Here is a 16,843-nt window from a genome sequence, read left to right on the forward strand (position 1 = left end):
ACCTTCTTATTCTGGTTTCCATTCCTTAACTTCTTCAGACATTACATGTCCGCATGATTTGCAAGTACGCACTTCTATATTTGAATTGAAGCTGTGGATCGCTCCTTTTACTTGTGTTTCAATGTCGGTTAACTGTACGGTTACGCGGTGCATCTCGTGGTTGCAGCTCTCGCAAAACCAAACAAAATCCTCTAGCTCCCCTTTGTCGCGTTTGCGCTCAATAACGATGCCAAACGTGTCAGCCACACGATGCGGTGAATGCGGTACCATTGCTGGCAGCATGAATACTTCGCCTTCATTAACGGCAACAACCTTACGCTCGCCAGCCTCGGTAATACATTCCACATAACAAGAGCCCTTCACTTGATAGAAGAACTCATCAGACGGATCAATGTGAAAGTCTCTGCGTCTGTTCGGTCCGCCAAGCACCATTGCAATAAACTCAGAATCTTCCCATATTACCTTGTTATTAACGGGAGGTTTGAGCTGCTCCTTGTTATCTTCGATCCATTTCAAAAGATTAAAAGCGGTTAATGATTTAGCAGTTGCCATAATAAACCCTCACCTTCAAATCGATATTTTTTGGATAAAAGCTGATCTTGTTTTCACTATAAGATAATGTCGACATCATGTCAATATTAATATTGATGATATGTCAGTTTTATTTGAAAGCGCATTAAAAAAGGGAAAAGACCGCGTCGCCAATCGGCACTACTGCGGTCTTCTCCCTGCCAAATCATCTTAAATACTAGTCACAACAATCGCCTTATCATCCTGATTCCACACGGCTTTACTTCCGGTTGCTAGTTCAATAAAGGAGATCGGAATATACGTTGTACCGCCCACCATGACTGAAGAAGCAGCCATCGGTTTCTTCACTCCATTCACCGTTGCTTCCTTCTGCCCAATCTGCAGTTGAATGGTAACGCCGTTTTTTGTCCCCGTTACCGTCTTGGAAGCACCATTCCATTTCACTTCATAACCTAATTTCTCAAAAATAGTACGCAATGGAACGAGCGTTGCACCATCTTTGCTAAACGGCTGTGCTGCCAAAGGAAGTGCCGCCTCACCGTTAAGTTGCAGACTCGCCTTAGGCAGTCCGCTAACAGGATCACCAAGTAGCGGCGAAGAAAGGACGTACATCCCATGGCCAGAGAACACCCAAATTAAATGGCGATCCCATTCTACAAAGGTGCCATGCACTGGATCAGATTGATCGCTCATATACTTTTTACCTTCATCGTCAGTCAATTCGCCTGACATTTTCGGCACAAAATAAGCAGCAATCGTTGGTTTTAACGGATCTTTAAGATCAAACATTTGAATGCCTGCATTGTAGAATGCATAGGGCATATATTGTTGGCTTGGTGTACCTGGCTGAATTTCAGCATAGCCGGTACGCTTCGGTCCGAAGCTGCCTCGACGCTGGCAATAGTCCGTAAACGGCGCATCTGCCGGCGGTGTTGGACGAGGCATAATCGTTGCTATTTTCGGATTAAGCGGATCTTTAACATCAATCGCATAAATTTCTTTATACGGCTCGTGGCAATCCTCGCTGAGGGGATAACCGCTGTAATAAACCATGCCTGTCGTCTCTACTTTACTGACGTCGATATTATCGCCCTCAGTTCCTGCAAAGCTCATCGGCATTTCAAGATGCGATACCGTCTTCATATTGTTCGGATCAGAAATATCTACAATGTAGAAGCCTAATCCCCCCATCGCTGCATAACCGTATTTTCCGCCTTCTTCTACTGTTTTGGGAATAAACAACGGCATTCGCGATCCCATCCAGCTTGTTTTATTACCTGCTCGCGGATTTAGATTATATTGTGCTTCTTCGCCAATGCGTTGTCCTGGTACTGACCAAATCGATAGCTGCTTTGGTTTTGTTGGATCAGAGATGTCATAGACAAGCTGTGCACCTGAATAAAGATAGGTTTTATATTCTGTGTTCGCGTAGCTGTCGTCTGGAGCACCTGCAACAAATAAATATTTATCGCCGGAATAGACCGGGATGTCCTGGCAGCCAGATCCTTGCTGCGGCTTATCTTTGGAGTAAGTACTTGAATCAAGCGGCGTCTCGGAAAGAATTTTCCAATCCGTCCAGTTCGGGCCGTTCACCTCATAAATTCGGAAGCCGCGCAGCATTTCAAAGTCGCGAATTGCCTTTACTTCGTCTGGATTCGTGTACTTATTCGTTATTTTGCCGTAGCGCGGAACCTCATAGCACTGAACAGCTAAATTTTTATCTAATTCCTCGTTGTACTTCACGTTAAACGGGCCAAATTGATGTTCACCCGCTTGTTTGTCGATCCATTTTGTCGTAATAAGCTCGGCCTTTAGCGGGTCCGTTATATCAAACAAATTGTATTGATTGGTCTCATAGTCATACAAATAGCGACGTCCATCCAAATCAAAGGATGTTTGCCAGCTGTGTCCGTACCCCGCTACGAATGGATAAAAGGCTTCAACCTTCATGTTTTTAATATATTGATTCAAGTCTAGATAAGGCAAGCTGCCGTTGAACGGCTGTGGTCCTTCATTTTCCGGCATGACCGTCGGATGAGTAAACACGCCAGTCTCTACATTGTAACCCCAACTGCCTTCTGCTGGTTCGGCGGGCTCACCCGGCAATCGTTTATGCGTTTCGCCTACTGGATACGGTTGTCCAGCATCAGGTGCATTCACGTTGACGCCTGTGCGCTTCGCAACATAGGCGCCTGAATTGGATTCTGCCTTCACGGCTGCTGTATCTGAGGATGCAAAGATAGGTAAAGACGGAAAGATGAGCGTACTAACAACAGTTACGAGGAGAACACTACTAAAAATTCGCTGCCTGACCGCTTTTTTCATCAGTTCAAAACCTCCAGGAATAAAATATTCATCACCTTTTGGAAACGCTTGCAATTGATCTGATCGAGCAACCCTGACAAAACATTCATGCTGTTCTTAGCTCGAACGTTTTCAGCCCCTTTAACAGCCTCCTTCAAAAACATCAGATGTAATTCCAGAATCAACCTAACAATATATTGAATATGACACAGTGTCAATATGATTAATTTCATTTTTTTGTCATTCTTTTATTCTGAAAAAAGGCTGCAACGACAAATAAGAGTCTGTCGAAATTACCATTCGCCAAGACTCATTTTCAGTCATCATTCCCTATCGATCACACAAAATTAAATCGTTAAACGTCTTTCCAATCTGCGTGCAAGTAAAGAAAGCGTATAATTTACGATGAAGTAAAGAATAGCGACTAACAATAAAATTGGAATAACAAACTTAACATTATAGTTATAAATAATTTGTGCACTTCGCATCATTTCTGGGAGTGTAATTACGATAGCAAGCGATGAGCCTTTGAGAATAGAAGTACATTCGCTGACGATAGGCGGAATCATCCGTTTTAGCGCTTGCGGGAGAATAATATGCCATATCGTTTGGACATAGGTTAAGCCGGAAGCTCTTGCAGCCTCCACCTGCCCCTTAGAAATGGAATTTAAACCACTGCGGACAATTTCACATAACATTGCTGACGCATAAATCGTCAAGCCCGCAACTGATGCGGTAAACACGTCCAGTTTTAAGCCAATTTCAGGCAGTGCAAAAAAGATAAAGAAAAAGACGAGCAGAAGCGGAATGTTGCGAATTAAACCTACATAGAGAGCAATGATTCTCGCAATAATAGGAATTTTGGCATATCTAATAATGCCCATGATCGTACCAAATACGAAGGCTAATACAATAGAGAGAGCTGATACTTCAATCGTTACTAAAAATCCTTTAAGTAAGTAAAGAAGATTATTCGCTGAGTAAGCACCTATGAAATCCATGACAGCTCTCCTTTCTAATCGCTCGCCGATAATTTCCGTTCTAGATAGCCGATAAAGAGACTGAGCGGAAGCGTCAATATTAAGTAGAAAATAGCTACAAAAATGTATACATCAAATACAATAAACGTATCCGATGAAATAATGTCCCCGTAGTACATAAGATCCTTGCCGGATATCGACCCCAGAATAGCAGATCCCATCACCAAATTTAGAAATTGATTGCCAAGAGGCGGGATAACAACTTTAACCGCCTGCGGCAAAATAATATGTCGCATCGTTTGAATGTAAGTAAGTCCTGATGCCCGCCCCGCCTCAACCTGCCCATGAGGTACTGCTTGAATTCCTGCCCTAATCGCCTCTGCAATATAGGCACCCGAATATACGGCTAATCCAAGCGTTCCGCTTACAAAGGCATTTAATTGAATCCCTACCGCCGGTAAACCAAAATAGAAGAAAAAGATTTGTATGAGCAAGGGCGTATTTTGAATAAATTCAATATACATCGTAGCCAAGCCCTTAACGAGCTTCACGGGAGAAATCTTCATGACGGCAACGATCGTTCCAATCACTAAACTTAATAGCAGCGCGAGCAGACTGACCTGAAGCGTTGTTAGAAAACCAGCCCAAAATTGTTCCCTGTATTCAAGTAAAATTGAAAAATCCAACATCTAACTCAGTCCTCTCCGCTTCTAGATGTCTAAGGAGATAAAGGGACGAATGAACGCATTCGTCCCCTCCTGCCATTATTCTGGTTTTTGTTTTAACCATTTTTCATATATTTTGTCGTACTCACCGGTTTCTTTTAATTTTTTTAGCGAAGCATTAACCTTATCCAGCATTTCTTTATCGCCTTTTCTAACTGCGATTCCCCATGGCTGATCTTCAATAACACCGCCAACTAGTTTATATCCCGGGTTTTCCAAGGCAAGTCCCATTAGAATAGCATTGTCAGTCGTTAGCACATCACCTTTGCCCGTGCTAAGCGCCGTAAACGCTTCGCCAAGGTTCTCATATTCAGATACGACTGCTTCCGGTGATTTCTCTTCTATTACTTTGCCGTCTCTCGTTCCTTTAACAGCGATAACCTTCTTGCCCTTTAAATCTGCAATGCTTGTAATCGTAGAATTCTCAGGCACGAGCAGTGATTGCCCTGCGCTGAAATACGGATCAGAGAAATCCACTTCCTGCTTTCTCTCTTCTGTAATTGTCATCGTGCGAACGATCAGATCGATGTCGCCATTTTTCAGCATCGGTATTCTTGTTTTACCATTCACTTCAACATATTCAATATTGTCTTCCGAGCCCGTGATGTCTTTTACGATAGCTGCTGCAATATCGAGGTCAAAACCTTTGGTTTTGTTATCTCCCGTGTCAACATAACCAAATGGAAAAGCATCTGCGCCAATTCCGACGGCAATTTTTTTCTGATCCTTGCCTGATGCCGGTTCTGCTTTACCTCCACACCCAGCCAGACTAACAGTAAGCAACACCGATGCAACCGTTATACTTAGATTCTTCTGCCATTTCTTCATACGTAAATCCCCCTTATTCCCTTTTATTAATGAACCAGAATTCGACTAAGAAACAATCTCGTTCTGTCTTCACTTGGACTTGCAAAGAAATGTTCAGGTTTTCCTTCTTCAACGATCTGACCTTGATCCATGAATATAACGCGATCGGCTACTTCACGTGCGAAGCCCATTTCATGCGTAACCACAACCATAGTCATCCCTTCACGTGTTAGCGCTTTCATGACGTCTAAAACTTCACCAACCATTTCAGGATCTAATGCAGAGGTCGGTTCGTCAAAAAGCATGACTTTCGGCTTCATTGCAAGTCCCCTTGCAATAGCAACCCTTTGCTGCTGACCACCTGATAGTTTGGATGGGAAAACATTTGCTTTCTCCGTTATCCCAACTTTATCAAGGTAATACATAGCCAGCTTCTCAGCCTCGTTCTTTGGCATGCCTCGTACTTTGATAGGAGCAAGCGTAATATTCTCGATCACTGATTTATGTGGATATAGATTAAAATGCTGAAACACCATTCCAATCTCTTGCCGCATGACATTAATATTCGTGTGCTTGTCATTCACTTTATGGCCGTTCACAACAAGTTCTCCAGAAGTAACATTCTCCAATCGGTTAATGCAGCGCAGAAGTGTGCTTTTTCCAGATCCTGATGGACCAATGATGACAACCACTTCTCCTTCTTTGATGTTTAGATCTATATCTTTCAGGACGTGGTTCGAGCCATAATGTTTATTTATTTTGCGAAATTGAATCACGCGGTGAACCTCCGATACGAAAGAATTTTGCAGCATTTCCGCCAAATAAAGCGGCCTTTTCTTCTTCGGTTAAGCTGAGGCTTTGTTCGATGACCTGGCCTGGAGGAACCTCCCTAAGCAAAAAGGGGTAATCAGAGCCCATCATAATTTGTTCATGACCAAATCTATCTATCATGAATTTGAGGTTAAGAGGATCGAACACTAAAGAATCATAAAACATTTTTTTGGCATAATAGCTGGGGGGATGCGTTGTTAAACGAAGCTGCGGCCAAACGTTCCACCCTTGATCAAGCCTCGGCAGAATATAGGGAAACGATCCACCACCATGAGCAAAACAAACCTGCAAATCTGGGAATCTCTCCATCAGGCCGCTCCAAACAAAAGTAGCTGCTGCTAGAGCCGTTTCGCTTGGCATGCCTATCGTATACATGAAATTATGCCTTGGCGTTCTATCTTTTCCGAGTGTCTCCCATGGATGAATGAACAAGGGGACCCTCCATTCTTCAGCCATTTGGAAAAATGCAATAAAGGAAGGATCGTCTAAATTTTTGCCATTGATGTTGGAGCCGATTTCAATTCCATTTAAATGAAGCTCATGCATGCAGCGATCCATTTCACGAATAGCGGCATCAGCGTCCTGCATCGGGACGGTACCGAGCCCGGCAAAACGGTTTCTATGCTGCGCGACCGTTTCAGCTATAAAGTCATTCTGAATGCGTGACATCTCTATTGCTTCATCTAATGGTGCCCAATAAGAAAAGGTAACCGGAATTGGAGACAAAACCTGCATATCAACGTTTTCCCTATCCATATCCTCTATTCTTTTTTTGGGGCTCCATACTTGATCTGTTACTTCACGAAATGATTTGCCGGCTACCATAATCGTAGCACCGCAAGTACATGTTCGATTTAATATCGGCCATCGATCTCCCCCGTATTTCTGATAAAAATCGGGAAGCTGCTCAGGTATAATATGCGTATGCGTATCGATTCGCATGATTTGAAACCTCCTTATAAAAGGGATATCATTCTAAGTAGAAAAGCATGAGCTGGGAATAAAGATGACGAGATGTCAGTTTTTTTGAAAAAAAACACCATCGAATCCCAAATGAGGTATACTATTTAAATAAACCGCTTACAAATTGTGCAGCCTTTGTAAACTTTCAGCTTGGATATCTATCATATTATGATGATTATGACATCATGTCAATAAGAATTATGCAAATTTGATTTTGGATGATAGCCGATGAACCGCCATTCTTTTTTATATTTACAATAGGGATGTCATTCGACTAGAATGTATAGTACTCTACAGGCAATATTCTCTTGAAAGGTTGAGATCCTATATGGAAAACGAAATAAAAGATATCGACGGTCGACACCTTAGATCGCAGCAAACGAGGCAAAAGCTTTTAAAAGCAGCCAGAACCGTTTATTTAAAAGAAGGATTCCAAAACAGTACAATAAATCAAATTATTAAATTGGCAAAAACCGGTTATGGTACAGCCTATACCCATTTTACCGGAAAAGATGATTTTCTAATCGTATTGATGGAAGATGTCATGCAGCAGTTTTTTGATATCGCGAATATCTCCTTCCAACCGACATCCAAAGAAGAGGCTAAAAAGGTCATTAAGAGTCAAGTACTCACCTTCTTCCAAATAGCCGAATCAGAACGAGACATGATGAAAGTGTTTGCTGAAGCTATGGGACTCTCATCCGCGGTAAATACAAAATGGGAAGAAATACGACACAAGCTTATTCAAAGTATAACGACTGACATCACCTACTCTCAGCAGCATGGTTTAGCTCGAACAGACTTAAAAGCAGAGCTTGTTGCATGCCAATGGTTCTATTCGAATGAAATGTATCAATGGGATATTGTTCATAACAGACACCAATATTCTCTCGAAGAAATTGCGAATACCATCACAACTATGTATACCGACGCTCTTTACTTATAAGGGCTCGGTATGCCTTTTTGGCATTCTTGCACAATAATATTGACACTTTGTCATATTTATTTTATATTGATGCTGCGTCAACTTGTTTGCACAAAATTGGTTGAAGGGATGGAAAAGCAGATGATTATCGGGATTCCAAAAGAAATCAAAAACAATGAAAACCGTGTCGGAATTGCACCAGCCGGAGTAACGGCCTTCTTGAACAATGGTCATGAGGTTTGGATAGAAGCACAAGCAGGAGCAGGCAGCGGATTCTCGGATGATGACTATTTAGCCGCAGGAGCTAAAATTGTGTCCACTGCTCAGGAAGTCTGGTCTGCAGAAATGGTTATTAAAGTGAAAGAGCCGCTTGCAGAAGAATATGTTTATTTTCGTGAAGGCTTATTATTATATACCTATCTTCACCTTGCTCCAGAAGCAGAGTTAACGAAAGCTTTGGTCGATCGCAAGGTCGTTGCCATCGCCTATGAAACAATTCAATTCGATAATGGAGCTTTGCCGCTGCTCATGCCTATGAGTGAAGTTGCCGGACGGATGTCGATCCAGATCGGTGCCCAATTCCTTGAGAAGCCGCATGGCGGAAAAGGTGTTTTATTAGGCGGCGTGCCTGGGGTAGCACCTGGTGAGGTGGTCATTATCGGCGGCGGAATCGTTGGTACAAATGCGATTAAGATCGCTGTCGGATTCGGCGCTTCTGTTACCGTACTCGATGTAAGTCCAGATCGCCTTCGGCAGCTTGACGATATGTTTGGCGGGCGTATTCGAACACTAATGTCCAATAGCTATAACATCGCAGAAGCGGTGAAAAAGGCTGATCTTTTAATCGGTGCTGTTCTTATTCCAGGAGCGAGGGCTCCTCGCTTGGTGACGGAGGAAATGGTTAAAACGATGCAGCCGGGGTCTGTCATCGTCGACGTTGCCATCGATCAAGGCGGTTCTATTGAAACGGTGGACCGTATTACTACCCACAGCAATCCTACCTATGAAAAACATGGTGTCATCCACTATTCTGTTGCGAACATGCCTGGTGCCGTCGCTCGAACTTCTACGATTGCTTTAACTAATGTAACGATTCCTTATGGCGTACAAATTGCCAACAAAGGCTACAAGCAGGCTGCTCTAGACAACAAAGCCATAGCTAGAGGAATTAATATTGCTGAGGGCAATGTAACCTATAAAGCGGTTGCCGATGCACACGGATACGATTACATTGACATTTCCGACTATTTGAATACCCCTTCTAAGCAAGTTGCCGTGTAAGGGAGAATCATTAGATATGCCAATCGTAACGATTCAGATGATGGAAGGAAGATCAACCGAGCAAATAAAGTCTCTTATTGCCAGTGTAACAGAGACCATTGCAGCAGAATTGAACTCTCCAAAGGAGTGAATTCGCGTTTTAGTTACAGAAATCCCCTCCACCCATTGGGGAATTGCCGGTGTTCCAGCAGCAGAAATTATCGCTCCACCTAAACATACGTAGTGACTTCCACCTGCATAAATTCAGCCACTTTATTGGACGGTGAGATCGGTACCGCCAATGATGGTGGCTATTTGTTTTGATAAAGTTGCTTAGAAAAGGGGTTTACCTAACGATGAAACAAATCAGCAATTCTAAACAAATGAAACTATCTTTTTTTGGAAAAAACCTGCTTCTCTCCGGTTTGAACATCGTCTTGATTGCGCTTATCCTCATTGCAGCCAGCTATTTTATCCAAGAACGAGTTTTAGTCAAAACCTTAAATCAACAGGCAGAAGGTTTTGCAGCGCTTGCTGCAAGTGAATTCCAATTAGCCGAAGTTAAAGAAGCTTTCCAAAATCATGACGTAAACAGTCCGCTCCACAAAAAACTTGTTGGGAAAATAGCTCATTTTCAAAAAACGAACAACAGTGTATCCCAATCCTATCTATACTCTGTTGATATCGCACATGGAAAAACACCGATCCTGCTAGCCGTCCCGCAAGACTATATTGACTCCGGCTACACGCCGGGCACCGCTTATGAGCAATCCCCCGTTATGCTGAAGGTCATGAAAAAGCTGCTCGAAAGCAAAAAAGCAGCAACAACAGACATTTACACGAACAGTTATGGACAATGGATAACCGTCGTTCATCCCATCATGGATGAGCAGAACAAGGTCATTGCAGCATTTGCGATTGATCTTCATGCGGATATCGTCTCCGAAGGAAAAAAAGAGCTGCTCCTATGGACGGTACCCGTTCTGATAGCAGCGCTTCTCGTCATTTTGTTTATCCAAATTGTTGTGCTGCGCAAATTGCTTTCACCTATTAAAGAGTTGAACGGTGCTTTTCGTAAAGTTAGCGAGGGTCAGCTTGATGTGAGCCTGCCTACAAATCGTCTGGATGAATTAGGCTTATTGAATGCCCGTTTCAATGAGATGATATTAAGCTTACGAGACATGATTAGTGGTGTGCAGCAAAATGCCCATCAAGCAACGATTCAAGCGAATGAACTAGCAATGAATGCCGAGCAAAATTCGAAGTCGCTTAGTGAGGTTTCACACCGCATTCGCCAGGTTGCTGATGGCGCAGAAACGCAGGAACAGGTAGCCTTCGAAAGCTCTCGTGCGATGGAGGAAATGGCAGCGGGCATACAGCGTGTAGCCGAATCCGCAGCTAGTATGGCTGTTGCCTCTGAGGATATGTCTGAGGAAGCCTCACAAGGCAATCTCTATATTACGAAAGTTATCCATCAGATGGATGGCATTCATCAATCCGTTCAACAATCGTCCGCTTCCATCAACTCGCTAAGCGATCGCTCTAACGAAATTGTGCAAATTGTCGAGGTCATTGCTGGAATTGCGTCACAGACCAACTTATTGGCACTGAATGCCGCCATTGAAGCGGCAAGAGCCGGCGAACAGGGAAAAGGATTTGCAGTTGTCGCAAGCGAAGTTAGGAAGCTCGCTGATCAATCCCATCAGGCTGCCACTCAAATTGGCGTATTAATCCTTGAGATTCAACGAGAAATAACGCAGGCGGTACATGCTATGGATGAAGGAACGAAGGAAGTAACACAAGGCATGTTAATCGCGGAGGAGACGGGAGACAAATTTCAAACCATATATGCGGCCACGCAAAATGTTGCTCAGCTGATTCAAGAGGTTTCAGCCATATCTGAGCAAATGTCAGCGGGCTCTGAGGAAGTCGCATCCTCTGTTCAGGAGCTCTCAACTATAGCTGAAAGCTCTTCAAAGGCTGCTGTTGACGTCGCTAATGCATCGGATGCACAGCTCGATTCTACGAAGGAAATTAGCGCTTCTGCTGTATCACTTAATGAAATGTCCAAGCAGCTTCAAACATTAATTAGCAAATTCAAACTATAAAATAAAAAAATGCGTCGGCAGATATAAACCCTACACTCTGCCGGCGCATTCATTTCCTCCCACCTAAATAGGGAAAGCTTATTTTGTTCAGGGCGTATAAAAAAATCATAGTTTTACCTTGTTTTTCACAACTGCACTCTTATGAATTTTCAGTTCATCGCGGTATTCCACCGTCTCAATTTCGCAGTCTATACCTATAGTTACATTCTCTCCTCTAACGATACTTGCCTTCGTATAATGAAGCTCGATGTTATCGCCCTCGATCAACCCCGCATTGAAAATAACCCCGTCCATCGATTTCATCAGCCTCAGCAATGTTCCCACTTTGCTTCTTTTAATTTTGATTTTGCTGCCTCCGACCTCTTTAGCAAAGCTAGGTCCGAACATACTAATAGCCAGCTGATCTGAGCTTAATAATCCATCGATATTTACTGCGCCAGTTATGTGCAGCTCTTCCGCTTCACAATCACCTGCTGCATCCAATTGACCCGTTAACTTAATTTTGTCTACTCTGACTCTTCCTTTTGACTTCATCTCACCTCGTCCTTGCAAGCTAACCCCGTTTAAGCTGCCGTCAACGGCACATACGCCCGTTATCTTCATATCTTTCGCAATTAAATTTCCAGCGATCTTGACTTCTCCCGTCAGCCTGAGCTTCTCACAATCCACATCACCGTTAAATTTACATTCGCCTGTTATATTCACATTTTGATAAAACCCGCCCGCTGACGTTGTTTCACCTAATACTTTCAATGGATTCCGTATAGGCTCAGTCACTAACCTTCACCTCCTTCATAATTGCAGCGCCGGGATGTACGGACAGCTTCGAGCGATATTCTACTCGTCCTATCGAGCAGCCCTGACCAATGATGACAACATTACCCCTAACGATATCTGCAGTTGTAAATTCAATATCAATATTGTCGCCTTCAATGACCCCAACACGCAGCTCAGGCTTTAGCTTCGGAATAATTCCACTGAATAATTTATTCCACATCCCCACGTCTGCCTGCCTGATGATCAGGTTTTCCACGCCAATCTCATTCGCTTTTCCTTGGCCTTGCAGTTGAAATTCCAGCTGGCCCGCACTGAGCAAGCCGCCAACCGTGAAGCCGCCCTTGCCTGTAAAATGCTCCAGCTCACAATCACCTTTTATGCTCATCATGCCATTTAATTCACAGCTTTCGCCGCTAACTCCGCCCGCGATAGTAAGCAAACCATCCGCCTTCATATTTCCAAATTTCATATTGCCTTTTACATCCATCGTACCATTAACTTCAAGCTCATCTGCCGTAAGATGCGCCTTCATTCGTATATGTCCATTTCCCTTAAATCTACGCGCAACAATAGGTCCGCTTACTTTGCCAACACCATCTATAGATACGTTATCGTAGCTTCCACCTGCGGCACCGCTAACTCCGCTAATCTTTAAATCTGACAGCTGATATTCCATCATCGCTCTTCCCTCCATTAAGAAAGCTTCCCTTTTAATTGTTCAATCAAATCACCTAAGCTTAGCTTGGCAACAAGTCGGACACCTTCGTCAAATACTAATTCAGTTGGCGAGTGCGCCATGATAAAGGAAGTCATCCCCATTTTTCGAATAAAAAATAGATCCCAACTCTTCCCCTCGAACTTCCTGACCTTCTCGTTCAAGGTTTGAAACAACAGTTCTGCTTCCTCTAAGCTCAGCTCTCCGAGGCCAAGCAGGTAATCAACTGCAAATAAATGCACAAGCTCGTCAAACGAATATTGTCCACCAATTCCAGATAACGCTCCGAACCTGCTTAGGGTCATAGACGAAACAATGTTACGTTCTTCGACTTCTGCAGCAGTCAGTGTCATATCGTTAATAGCGGACGTATCAGATAACTTACCCGCTAGGTCATCTAACGAAAGATCATCCTTCATATTAATAATGTTATGGATGCGCGCTAATATCGTCTGTTTTGGGAAAAAGGTTTCTTGTCCTGTAAACGTTGATTTTCGAATAAACCATTCCTCAGGAATAAGCTTCTTTCGTTTCCAACGATATAGTTGCCCATACGAAATGCCGGTTAAATCCAGCAGTTCCTTTTTCGAAATTAAATCCTTATCCACTATAATCACCTCTCGAAATGATCGTAACATAACACTGTTACGTTGTAAATGAGAATATCGCAATAAAGAAAGGTTATGCTGGCTTGCTATTCTTCATTTATATAAAAGAAAAAGGCAGCTCCCGATTCCATTACGAATCAGAAGCTGCCTTTTGATGAAAAAATTTTAGGAAGTTATGCCATGTTCATTTCGGATGTTATACATGCCTTGAATTAGCAGCTCCGCAGGATCCCGGTTCAACTGCAAATGTGTCAACAATAGATGTAACGGAATAGCGCAAACGTTGTTTCCGTCTTTAATCGTTGGAAATCCAGCTTCAAAGACTGGACCGTGTTCTTCGTTCCAAGCTAGACCCGCATGTACCTGTTCCGGAGCAAACTCTTCCGTCACAGCTGTTATACATTGCGGAACGAGGATTTTGTCGATTACCGCTTTAGCCTCCTCTTCACTTGAAGCGGCTTGTGAGAGAGGTTTCCCACCCTCGATCTCCATAAGATCGACGAAGAAAGAAGCCATCCACACCGCAGGATCATTCCCCGATTGGAATCTATTGACCAACTCATGCAGGAAAAATCCGCAGGAATATACGCTGTCCGACTCATCCTTCACATGAAATACAAAAACTGGGCCATAAGCTTCGTGGTTCAACACTTGTCCTTCAACATCGTTAAATTGCATTTTTAAAGCTACGATGCCATTATGGTGAACAGCCTTAATAAGCTCCGCCCATTTCTCCTCGTTCATCGCCGAATCCTTACTGCTTACTTCCTCATTTGTTGTCTCATTGTTTATTGTCATAGTTCTACTCGTCTCCTATAACAGCATCATCTTGTAAATCTCGTTTTTTTCACTAGCCTATCCATCAGCAAGCTTTCTGCTCATTAATTATAGATTACCACAATTGCTTACTTTGTTTATATGCAAGTATTTTCCAGACTCATAATCGCCTGCGAAGAAACTCAGCCACATTATGGTTTCCTTGCTTGACTGCAAGAGACCAGGCGGTATCCCCTTCTTGATCTTCAGTGTTTATATTTGCTCCATGTTCGAGCAATAAGCGAATGATTTCAATATTATCATCATGAAAAGCTGCAGTATGCAAGCAAGTATGACCATTGCTGTCCAGAAGATTAGTATCGGCATGATGTTTCATAAACAAATTAATGAGATCTATATTTCTTTCGCCTGCTATCGCAGCATGCAACGCTGTATTAGAGGGAATAAAAGAAATCTTGGAATGAGATACTGCATTAATGTCAGCACCATAGTCAAGCAATACCTGTGCCGCTTCTTTATTGCCGAGATGTGCTGCGAAACCAAGAGGTGTAAGCCCATCCTTATTTTCGGCATTTGCTAGGCTCGGGTCCGATTCTAATAAGCTATTTAGCTGAGTTCCTGACTGAATCGCTTGAAATAAATCTTCATTCAACGGACCATTCATTTTTTTTCCACTCCATTTCAACTGGTTTCATTCTACAACATTACCAAACTTTAATAGATGATTTCAAATATAATAAAATACGCTTATAAACTATTCTTTACTGCTTCTGCTTCGAGCAAATGTGATAGATTAAAATAGATAGGCATTTTTGCTTGCATGAGGTAAATGCAGGGATTAGAGAGGCGTGTGAAACATGGAATTATATATATCAAATGAATGGAATAACGATGATAAATCGTATGTTAGCAGCAATATGTTTGCTTTTAATTTAAAGCATTTCCCTGAAAACTTGAAAGGGCGGTATCAGGAAGTTAATTTGTTTCTAAAAAACGCTGATGGTCAAATTTTCGGCGGGCTTCTTAGCGAAATATGCTGGAACTGGATGCAGATTGAGTACTTATTTGTTGCGGACGAAATTCGTAAATCCGGGTATGGAAAGCAGCTTTTAGACGAGGCCGAAAAGATAGCTAAAGCGAAAAACTGTGATTTCATAAAGCTGGATACCTTAAGCTTTCAGGCGCTCGATTTTTACAAGAAGCAAGGGTTCGAGGTGTTTGGATCGATACCGAATGCTGGCGGTTACACGCACTATTATTTAAAAAAAGACCTTTAAGCTCAGTTGCTTAGCTGTTCCATACCGATTACAGCACATTTTCACATCGAAAAGAGGCTTTTCCCAAAGCGCTAGTTCTAGGGATGCAGAACACTCTTAATCAGGAGAAAAAGTGAATATTGGAATGAAAAAGGAGCTAAGCTACTTGAATCTGCTTAGCTCTCTTGTTTTTCGGAAATAGAGATTTGTCCGGCTGTAATTGTCAAAGTATCTTCATCCATGTCATAGTCCAGCTTGTTATTATCCCTTCGCCGCCATAGTTCGCGTAAGCGACTACAGTATCTGGAAAGCTGCGCAGCAGAGACTTTGCTTGTCCAGATGAGTTTGTGCCCTAGCAATATTCATAGCTTTCTGGTCAGTGTTGAAGCGCCTGTGCTATAAAAGGGCTTTTAATCATTTTTTGGTATGAAAATTGGACGTTCATAGGGATGTTGATTCGGTGCATGCAGTGCAATCAATTCCACACCATCAAAGGTTTGAAAAATCATTCCATGTCCACCATCACTTGCAAACATAGGCTCATCCTCTTGCGCCCATTTTCCCTCAAGTGTTCCGTCTAAAGAACAAGCCCGCCCCATTGCGTACCCTCGCTCCCCGGCGCTGGACCAGAGCATAAACAAGTACCCAGCGTTGTCCTTATAGAGAAACGGGCCATCTGTGACGAATTCATCGCTATCCCTAACTGGCCTCGCCCATGATGCGCTTGATGCAGCGAACAGCAAGATCGGCTCTCCCGCAGAAGTCAACAAATCAGCAGTTAACGGCATAGCCCATACCTGACCATCCCGAACCTCCAGCCATTCACGACAAAAGATGATCCACGGCTGCCGAGCCTCGTTCACGTAAAACGTACCATCCAAGCACTCCCAACCTGCGGGAGTAATCGGGCCTACACCGTGCGGCTGAAACGGACCAAGCGGATGCTCCGCCATCAAGATTTGTGTCGCCCGTGTCGCCCCTTCTGCCTTGAAGCTGGCAAACATATAATAGCTTCCTTCGTATTCATGCACTTCCGGTGCCCAATAATGATGATCCGACCAGAAGTCTTTAGCTGGTCGAAAAGCGGGAAACGGACCGCTCCAATGCTCCAAATCCTTGCTAACATAGACGTTAAAGCCATCCGGAATGCCTTCCCAAGCTGTCTCTCCAATCGTGCCGTACATATAGTATTTCCTGTTTTCCATATCCGTTAGGATAAACGGGTCTCTAATGTGAATTTCAGAGGTACGTATCATAATCTCCCCTTCTGTTGCTT

18 protein-coding genes are annotated in these 16,843 nt (G+C 43.1%); 5 read left to right on the forward strand and 13 right to left on the reverse strand.

Annotation, left to right across the window (positions count from 1 at the left end; genetic code table 11):
• Positions 1-6: 6 nt before the first annotated feature.
• The 7 genes from ACIFSR_RS01990 to ACIFSR_RS02020 all read right to left on the reverse strand — a co-directional run bounded on the left by ACIFSR_RS01990 (position 7) and on the right by ACIFSR_RS02020 (position 7,120).
• Positions 7-552: a 3-hydroxyanthranilate 3,4-dioxygenase gene (locus tag ACIFSR_RS01990; protein ID WP_339203835.1), complete on the reverse strand. Its 546-nt coding sequence runs from the start codon at positions 550-552 to the stop codon at positions 7-9.
• Positions 553-741: 189 nt separating this feature from the next.
• Complete coding sequence (locus tag ACIFSR_RS01995; protein ID WP_430054496.1) at positions 742-2,856, reverse strand: stalk domain-containing protein; 2,115 nt, start codon at positions 2,854-2,856, stop codon at positions 742-744.
• A 326-nt stretch (positions 2,857-3,182) separates the two neighbouring features.
• Complete coding sequence (locus ACIFSR_RS02000) at positions 3,183-3,836, reverse strand: amino acid ABC transporter permease (RefSeq protein WP_339203837.1); 654 nt, start codon at positions 3,834-3,836, stop codon at positions 3,183-3,185.
• Positions 3,837-3,850: 14 nt separating this feature from the next.
• Positions 3,851-4,504 carry an amino acid ABC transporter permease gene (locus ACIFSR_RS02005; RefSeq protein WP_430054500.1) on the reverse strand — a complete coding sequence of 218 codons (654 nt, stop codon included), beginning with the start codon at positions 4,502-4,504 and terminating at the stop codon, positions 3,851-3,853.
• Positions 4,505-4,579: 75 nt separating this feature from the next.
• Complete coding sequence (locus tag ACIFSR_RS02010; RefSeq protein ID WP_430054502.1) at positions 4,580-5,368, reverse strand: transporter substrate-binding domain-containing protein; 789 nt, start codon at positions 5,366-5,368, stop codon at positions 4,580-4,582.
• A 26-nt stretch (positions 5,369-5,394) separates the two neighbouring features.
• Complete coding sequence (locus tag ACIFSR_RS02015; RefSeq protein WP_339203840.1) at positions 5,395-6,123, reverse strand: amino acid ABC transporter ATP-binding protein; 729 nt, start codon at positions 6,121-6,123, stop codon at positions 5,395-5,397.
• Positions 6,098-7,120: an amidohydrolase family protein gene (locus ACIFSR_RS02020; RefSeq protein ID WP_430054504.1), complete on the reverse strand. Its 1,023-nt coding sequence runs from the start codon at positions 7,118-7,120 to the stop codon at positions 6,098-6,100. The genes ACIFSR_RS02015 and ACIFSR_RS02020 overlap by 26 nt, the downstream gene beginning before the upstream one ends.
• Positions 7,121-7,469: 349 nt before the next feature.
• On the opposite strand from ACIFSR_RS02020, the gene ACIFSR_RS02025 reads away from it, so the two are divergent.
• The 4 genes from ACIFSR_RS02025 to ACIFSR_RS02040 all read left to right on the forward strand — a co-directional run bounded on the left by ACIFSR_RS02025 (position 7,470) and on the right by ACIFSR_RS02040 (position 11,434).
• Positions 7,470-8,087 (forward strand): TetR/AcrR family transcriptional regulator, encoded by a 618-nt coding sequence (locus ACIFSR_RS02025; RefSeq protein WP_339203842.1) that lies wholly within the window; start codon positions 7,470-7,472, stop codon positions 8,085-8,087.
• A 120-nt stretch (positions 8,088-8,207) separates the two neighbouring features.
• Positions 8,208-9,347 (forward strand): alanine dehydrogenase, encoded by a 1,140-nt coding sequence (gene ald, locus ACIFSR_RS02030; protein WP_430054506.1) that lies wholly within the window; start codon positions 8,208-8,210, stop codon positions 9,345-9,347.
• 16 nt (positions 9,348-9,363) lie between these two features.
• Positions 9,364-9,477, forward strand: coding sequence for a tautomerase family protein (locus ACIFSR_RS02035; RefSeq protein WP_430054509.1), 114 nt, complete (start codon positions 9,364-9,366; stop codon positions 9,475-9,477).
• A 205-nt stretch (positions 9,478-9,682) separates the two neighbouring features.
• On the forward strand, positions 9,683-11,434 hold the full coding sequence (locus ACIFSR_RS02040) for a methyl-accepting chemotaxis protein (RefSeq protein WP_430054511.1): 1,752 nt from the start codon (positions 9,683-9,685) through the stop codon (positions 11,432-11,434).
• 105 nt (positions 11,435-11,539) lie between these two features.
• On the opposite strand, the gene ACIFSR_RS02045 is transcribed toward ACIFSR_RS02040, so the two are convergent.
• The 5 genes from ACIFSR_RS02045 to ACIFSR_RS02065 form a co-directional block, all read right to left on the reverse strand.
• Entirely contained in the window at positions 11,540-12,211 is a 672-nt protein-coding gene (locus ACIFSR_RS02045; protein ID WP_339203845.1) for a hypothetical protein, read from the reverse strand.
• Positions 12,204-12,890, reverse strand: coding sequence for a hypothetical protein (locus ACIFSR_RS02050; protein ID WP_430054513.1), 687 nt, complete (start codon positions 12,888-12,890; stop codon positions 12,204-12,206). The genes ACIFSR_RS02045 and ACIFSR_RS02050 overlap by 8 nt, the downstream gene beginning before the upstream one ends.
• 14 nt (positions 12,891-12,904) lie before the next feature.
• Entirely contained in the window at positions 12,905-13,534 is a 630-nt protein-coding gene (locus ACIFSR_RS02055; protein ID WP_339203847.1) for a DUF4004 family protein, read from the reverse strand.
• A 165-nt stretch (positions 13,535-13,699) separates the two neighbouring features.
• A complete protein-coding gene (locus ACIFSR_RS02060) occupies positions 13,700-14,332 on the reverse strand; it encodes a hypothetical protein (RefSeq protein WP_430054516.1) in 633 nt (210 codons plus the stop codon).
• Between the two features lie 139 nt (positions 14,333-14,471).
• Positions 14,472-14,975: an ankyrin repeat domain-containing protein gene (locus ACIFSR_RS02065; protein WP_430054519.1), complete on the reverse strand. Its 504-nt coding sequence runs from the start codon at positions 14,973-14,975 to the stop codon at positions 14,472-14,474.
• Positions 14,976-15,168: 193 nt separating this feature from the next.
• On the opposite strand from ACIFSR_RS02065, the gene ACIFSR_RS02070 reads away from it, so the two are divergent.
• Positions 15,169-15,588 (forward strand): GNAT family N-acetyltransferase, encoded by a 420-nt coding sequence (locus ACIFSR_RS02070; RefSeq protein ID WP_430054522.1) that lies wholly within the window; start codon positions 15,169-15,171, stop codon positions 15,586-15,588.
• Between the two features lie 389 nt (positions 15,589-15,977).
• Here ACIFSR_RS02070 and ACIFSR_RS02075 read toward each other — a convergent pair whose 3' ends face one another.
• Positions 15,978-16,823: a glycoside hydrolase family 43 protein gene (locus tag ACIFSR_RS02075; RefSeq protein ID WP_430054524.1), complete on the reverse strand. Its 846-nt coding sequence runs from the start codon at positions 16,821-16,823 to the stop codon at positions 15,978-15,980.
• Positions 16,824-16,843: the final 20 nt, after the last annotated feature.

Origin of the sequence: Paenibacillus sp. NRS-1760 (genome assembly GCF_050467785.1) — a bacterium.
Lineage (GTDB): Bacteria > Bacillota > Bacilli > Paenibacillales > Paenibacillaceae > Pristimantibacillus.

Bases quoted from the DNA above. Each gene is read 5' to 3' on its own strand.
- ACIFSR_RS02020 (WP_430054504.1), bottom strand. From the start codon at position 7,120: ATGCGAATCGATACGCATACGCATATTATACCTGAGCAGCTTCCCGAT.
- ACIFSR_RS02070 (WP_430054522.1), top strand. From the start codon at position 15,169: ATGGAATTATATATATCAAATGAATGGAATAACGATGATAAATCGTAT.
- ACIFSR_RS02010 (WP_430054502.1), bottom strand. From the start codon at position 5,368: ATGAAGAAATGGCAGAAGAATCTAAGTATAACGGTTGCATCGGTGTTG.
- ACIFSR_RS02040 (WP_430054511.1), top strand. From the start codon at position 9,683: ATGAAACAAATCAGCAATTCTAAACAAATGAAACTATCTTTTTTTGGA.
- ACIFSR_RS02050 (WP_430054513.1), bottom strand. From the start codon at position 12,890: ATGATGGAATATCAGCTGTCAGATTTAAAGATTAGCGGAGTTAGCGGT.
- ACIFSR_RS01990 (WP_339203835.1), bottom strand. From the start codon at position 552: ATGGCAACTGCTAAATCATTAACCGCTTTTAATCTTTTGAAATGGATC.
- ACIFSR_RS02075 (WP_430054524.1), bottom strand. From the start codon at position 16,823: ATGATACGTACCTCTGAAATTCACATTAGAGACCCGTTTATCCTAACG.
- ACIFSR_RS02060 (WP_430054516.1), bottom strand. From the start codon at position 14,332: ATGACAATAAACAATGAGACAACAAATGAGGAAGTAAGCAGTAAGGAT.
- ACIFSR_RS02025 (WP_339203842.1), top strand. From the start codon at position 7,470: ATGGAAAACGAAATAAAAGATATCGACGGTCGACACCTTAGATCGCAG.
- ACIFSR_RS01995 (WP_430054496.1), bottom strand. From the start codon at position 2,856: ATGAAAAAAGCGGTCAGGCAGCGAATTTTTAGTAGTGTTCTCCTCGTA.
- ald (WP_430054506.1), top strand. From the start codon at position 8,208: ATGATTATCGGGATTCCAAAAGAAATCAAAAACAATGAAAACCGTGTC.
- ACIFSR_RS02035 (WP_430054509.1), top strand. From the start codon at position 9,364: ATGCCAATCGTAACGATTCAGATGATGGAAGGAAGATCAACCGAGCAA.
- ACIFSR_RS02000 (WP_339203837.1), bottom strand. From the start codon at position 3,836: ATGGATTTCATAGGTGCTTACTCAGCGAATAATCTTCTTTACTTACTT.
- ACIFSR_RS02065 (WP_430054519.1), bottom strand. From the start codon at position 14,975: ATGAATGGTCCGTTGAATGAAGATTTATTTCAAGCGATTCAGTCAGGA.
- ACIFSR_RS02005 (WP_430054500.1), bottom strand. From the start codon at position 4,504: ATGTTGGATTTTTCAATTTTACTTGAATACAGGGAACAATTTTGGGCT.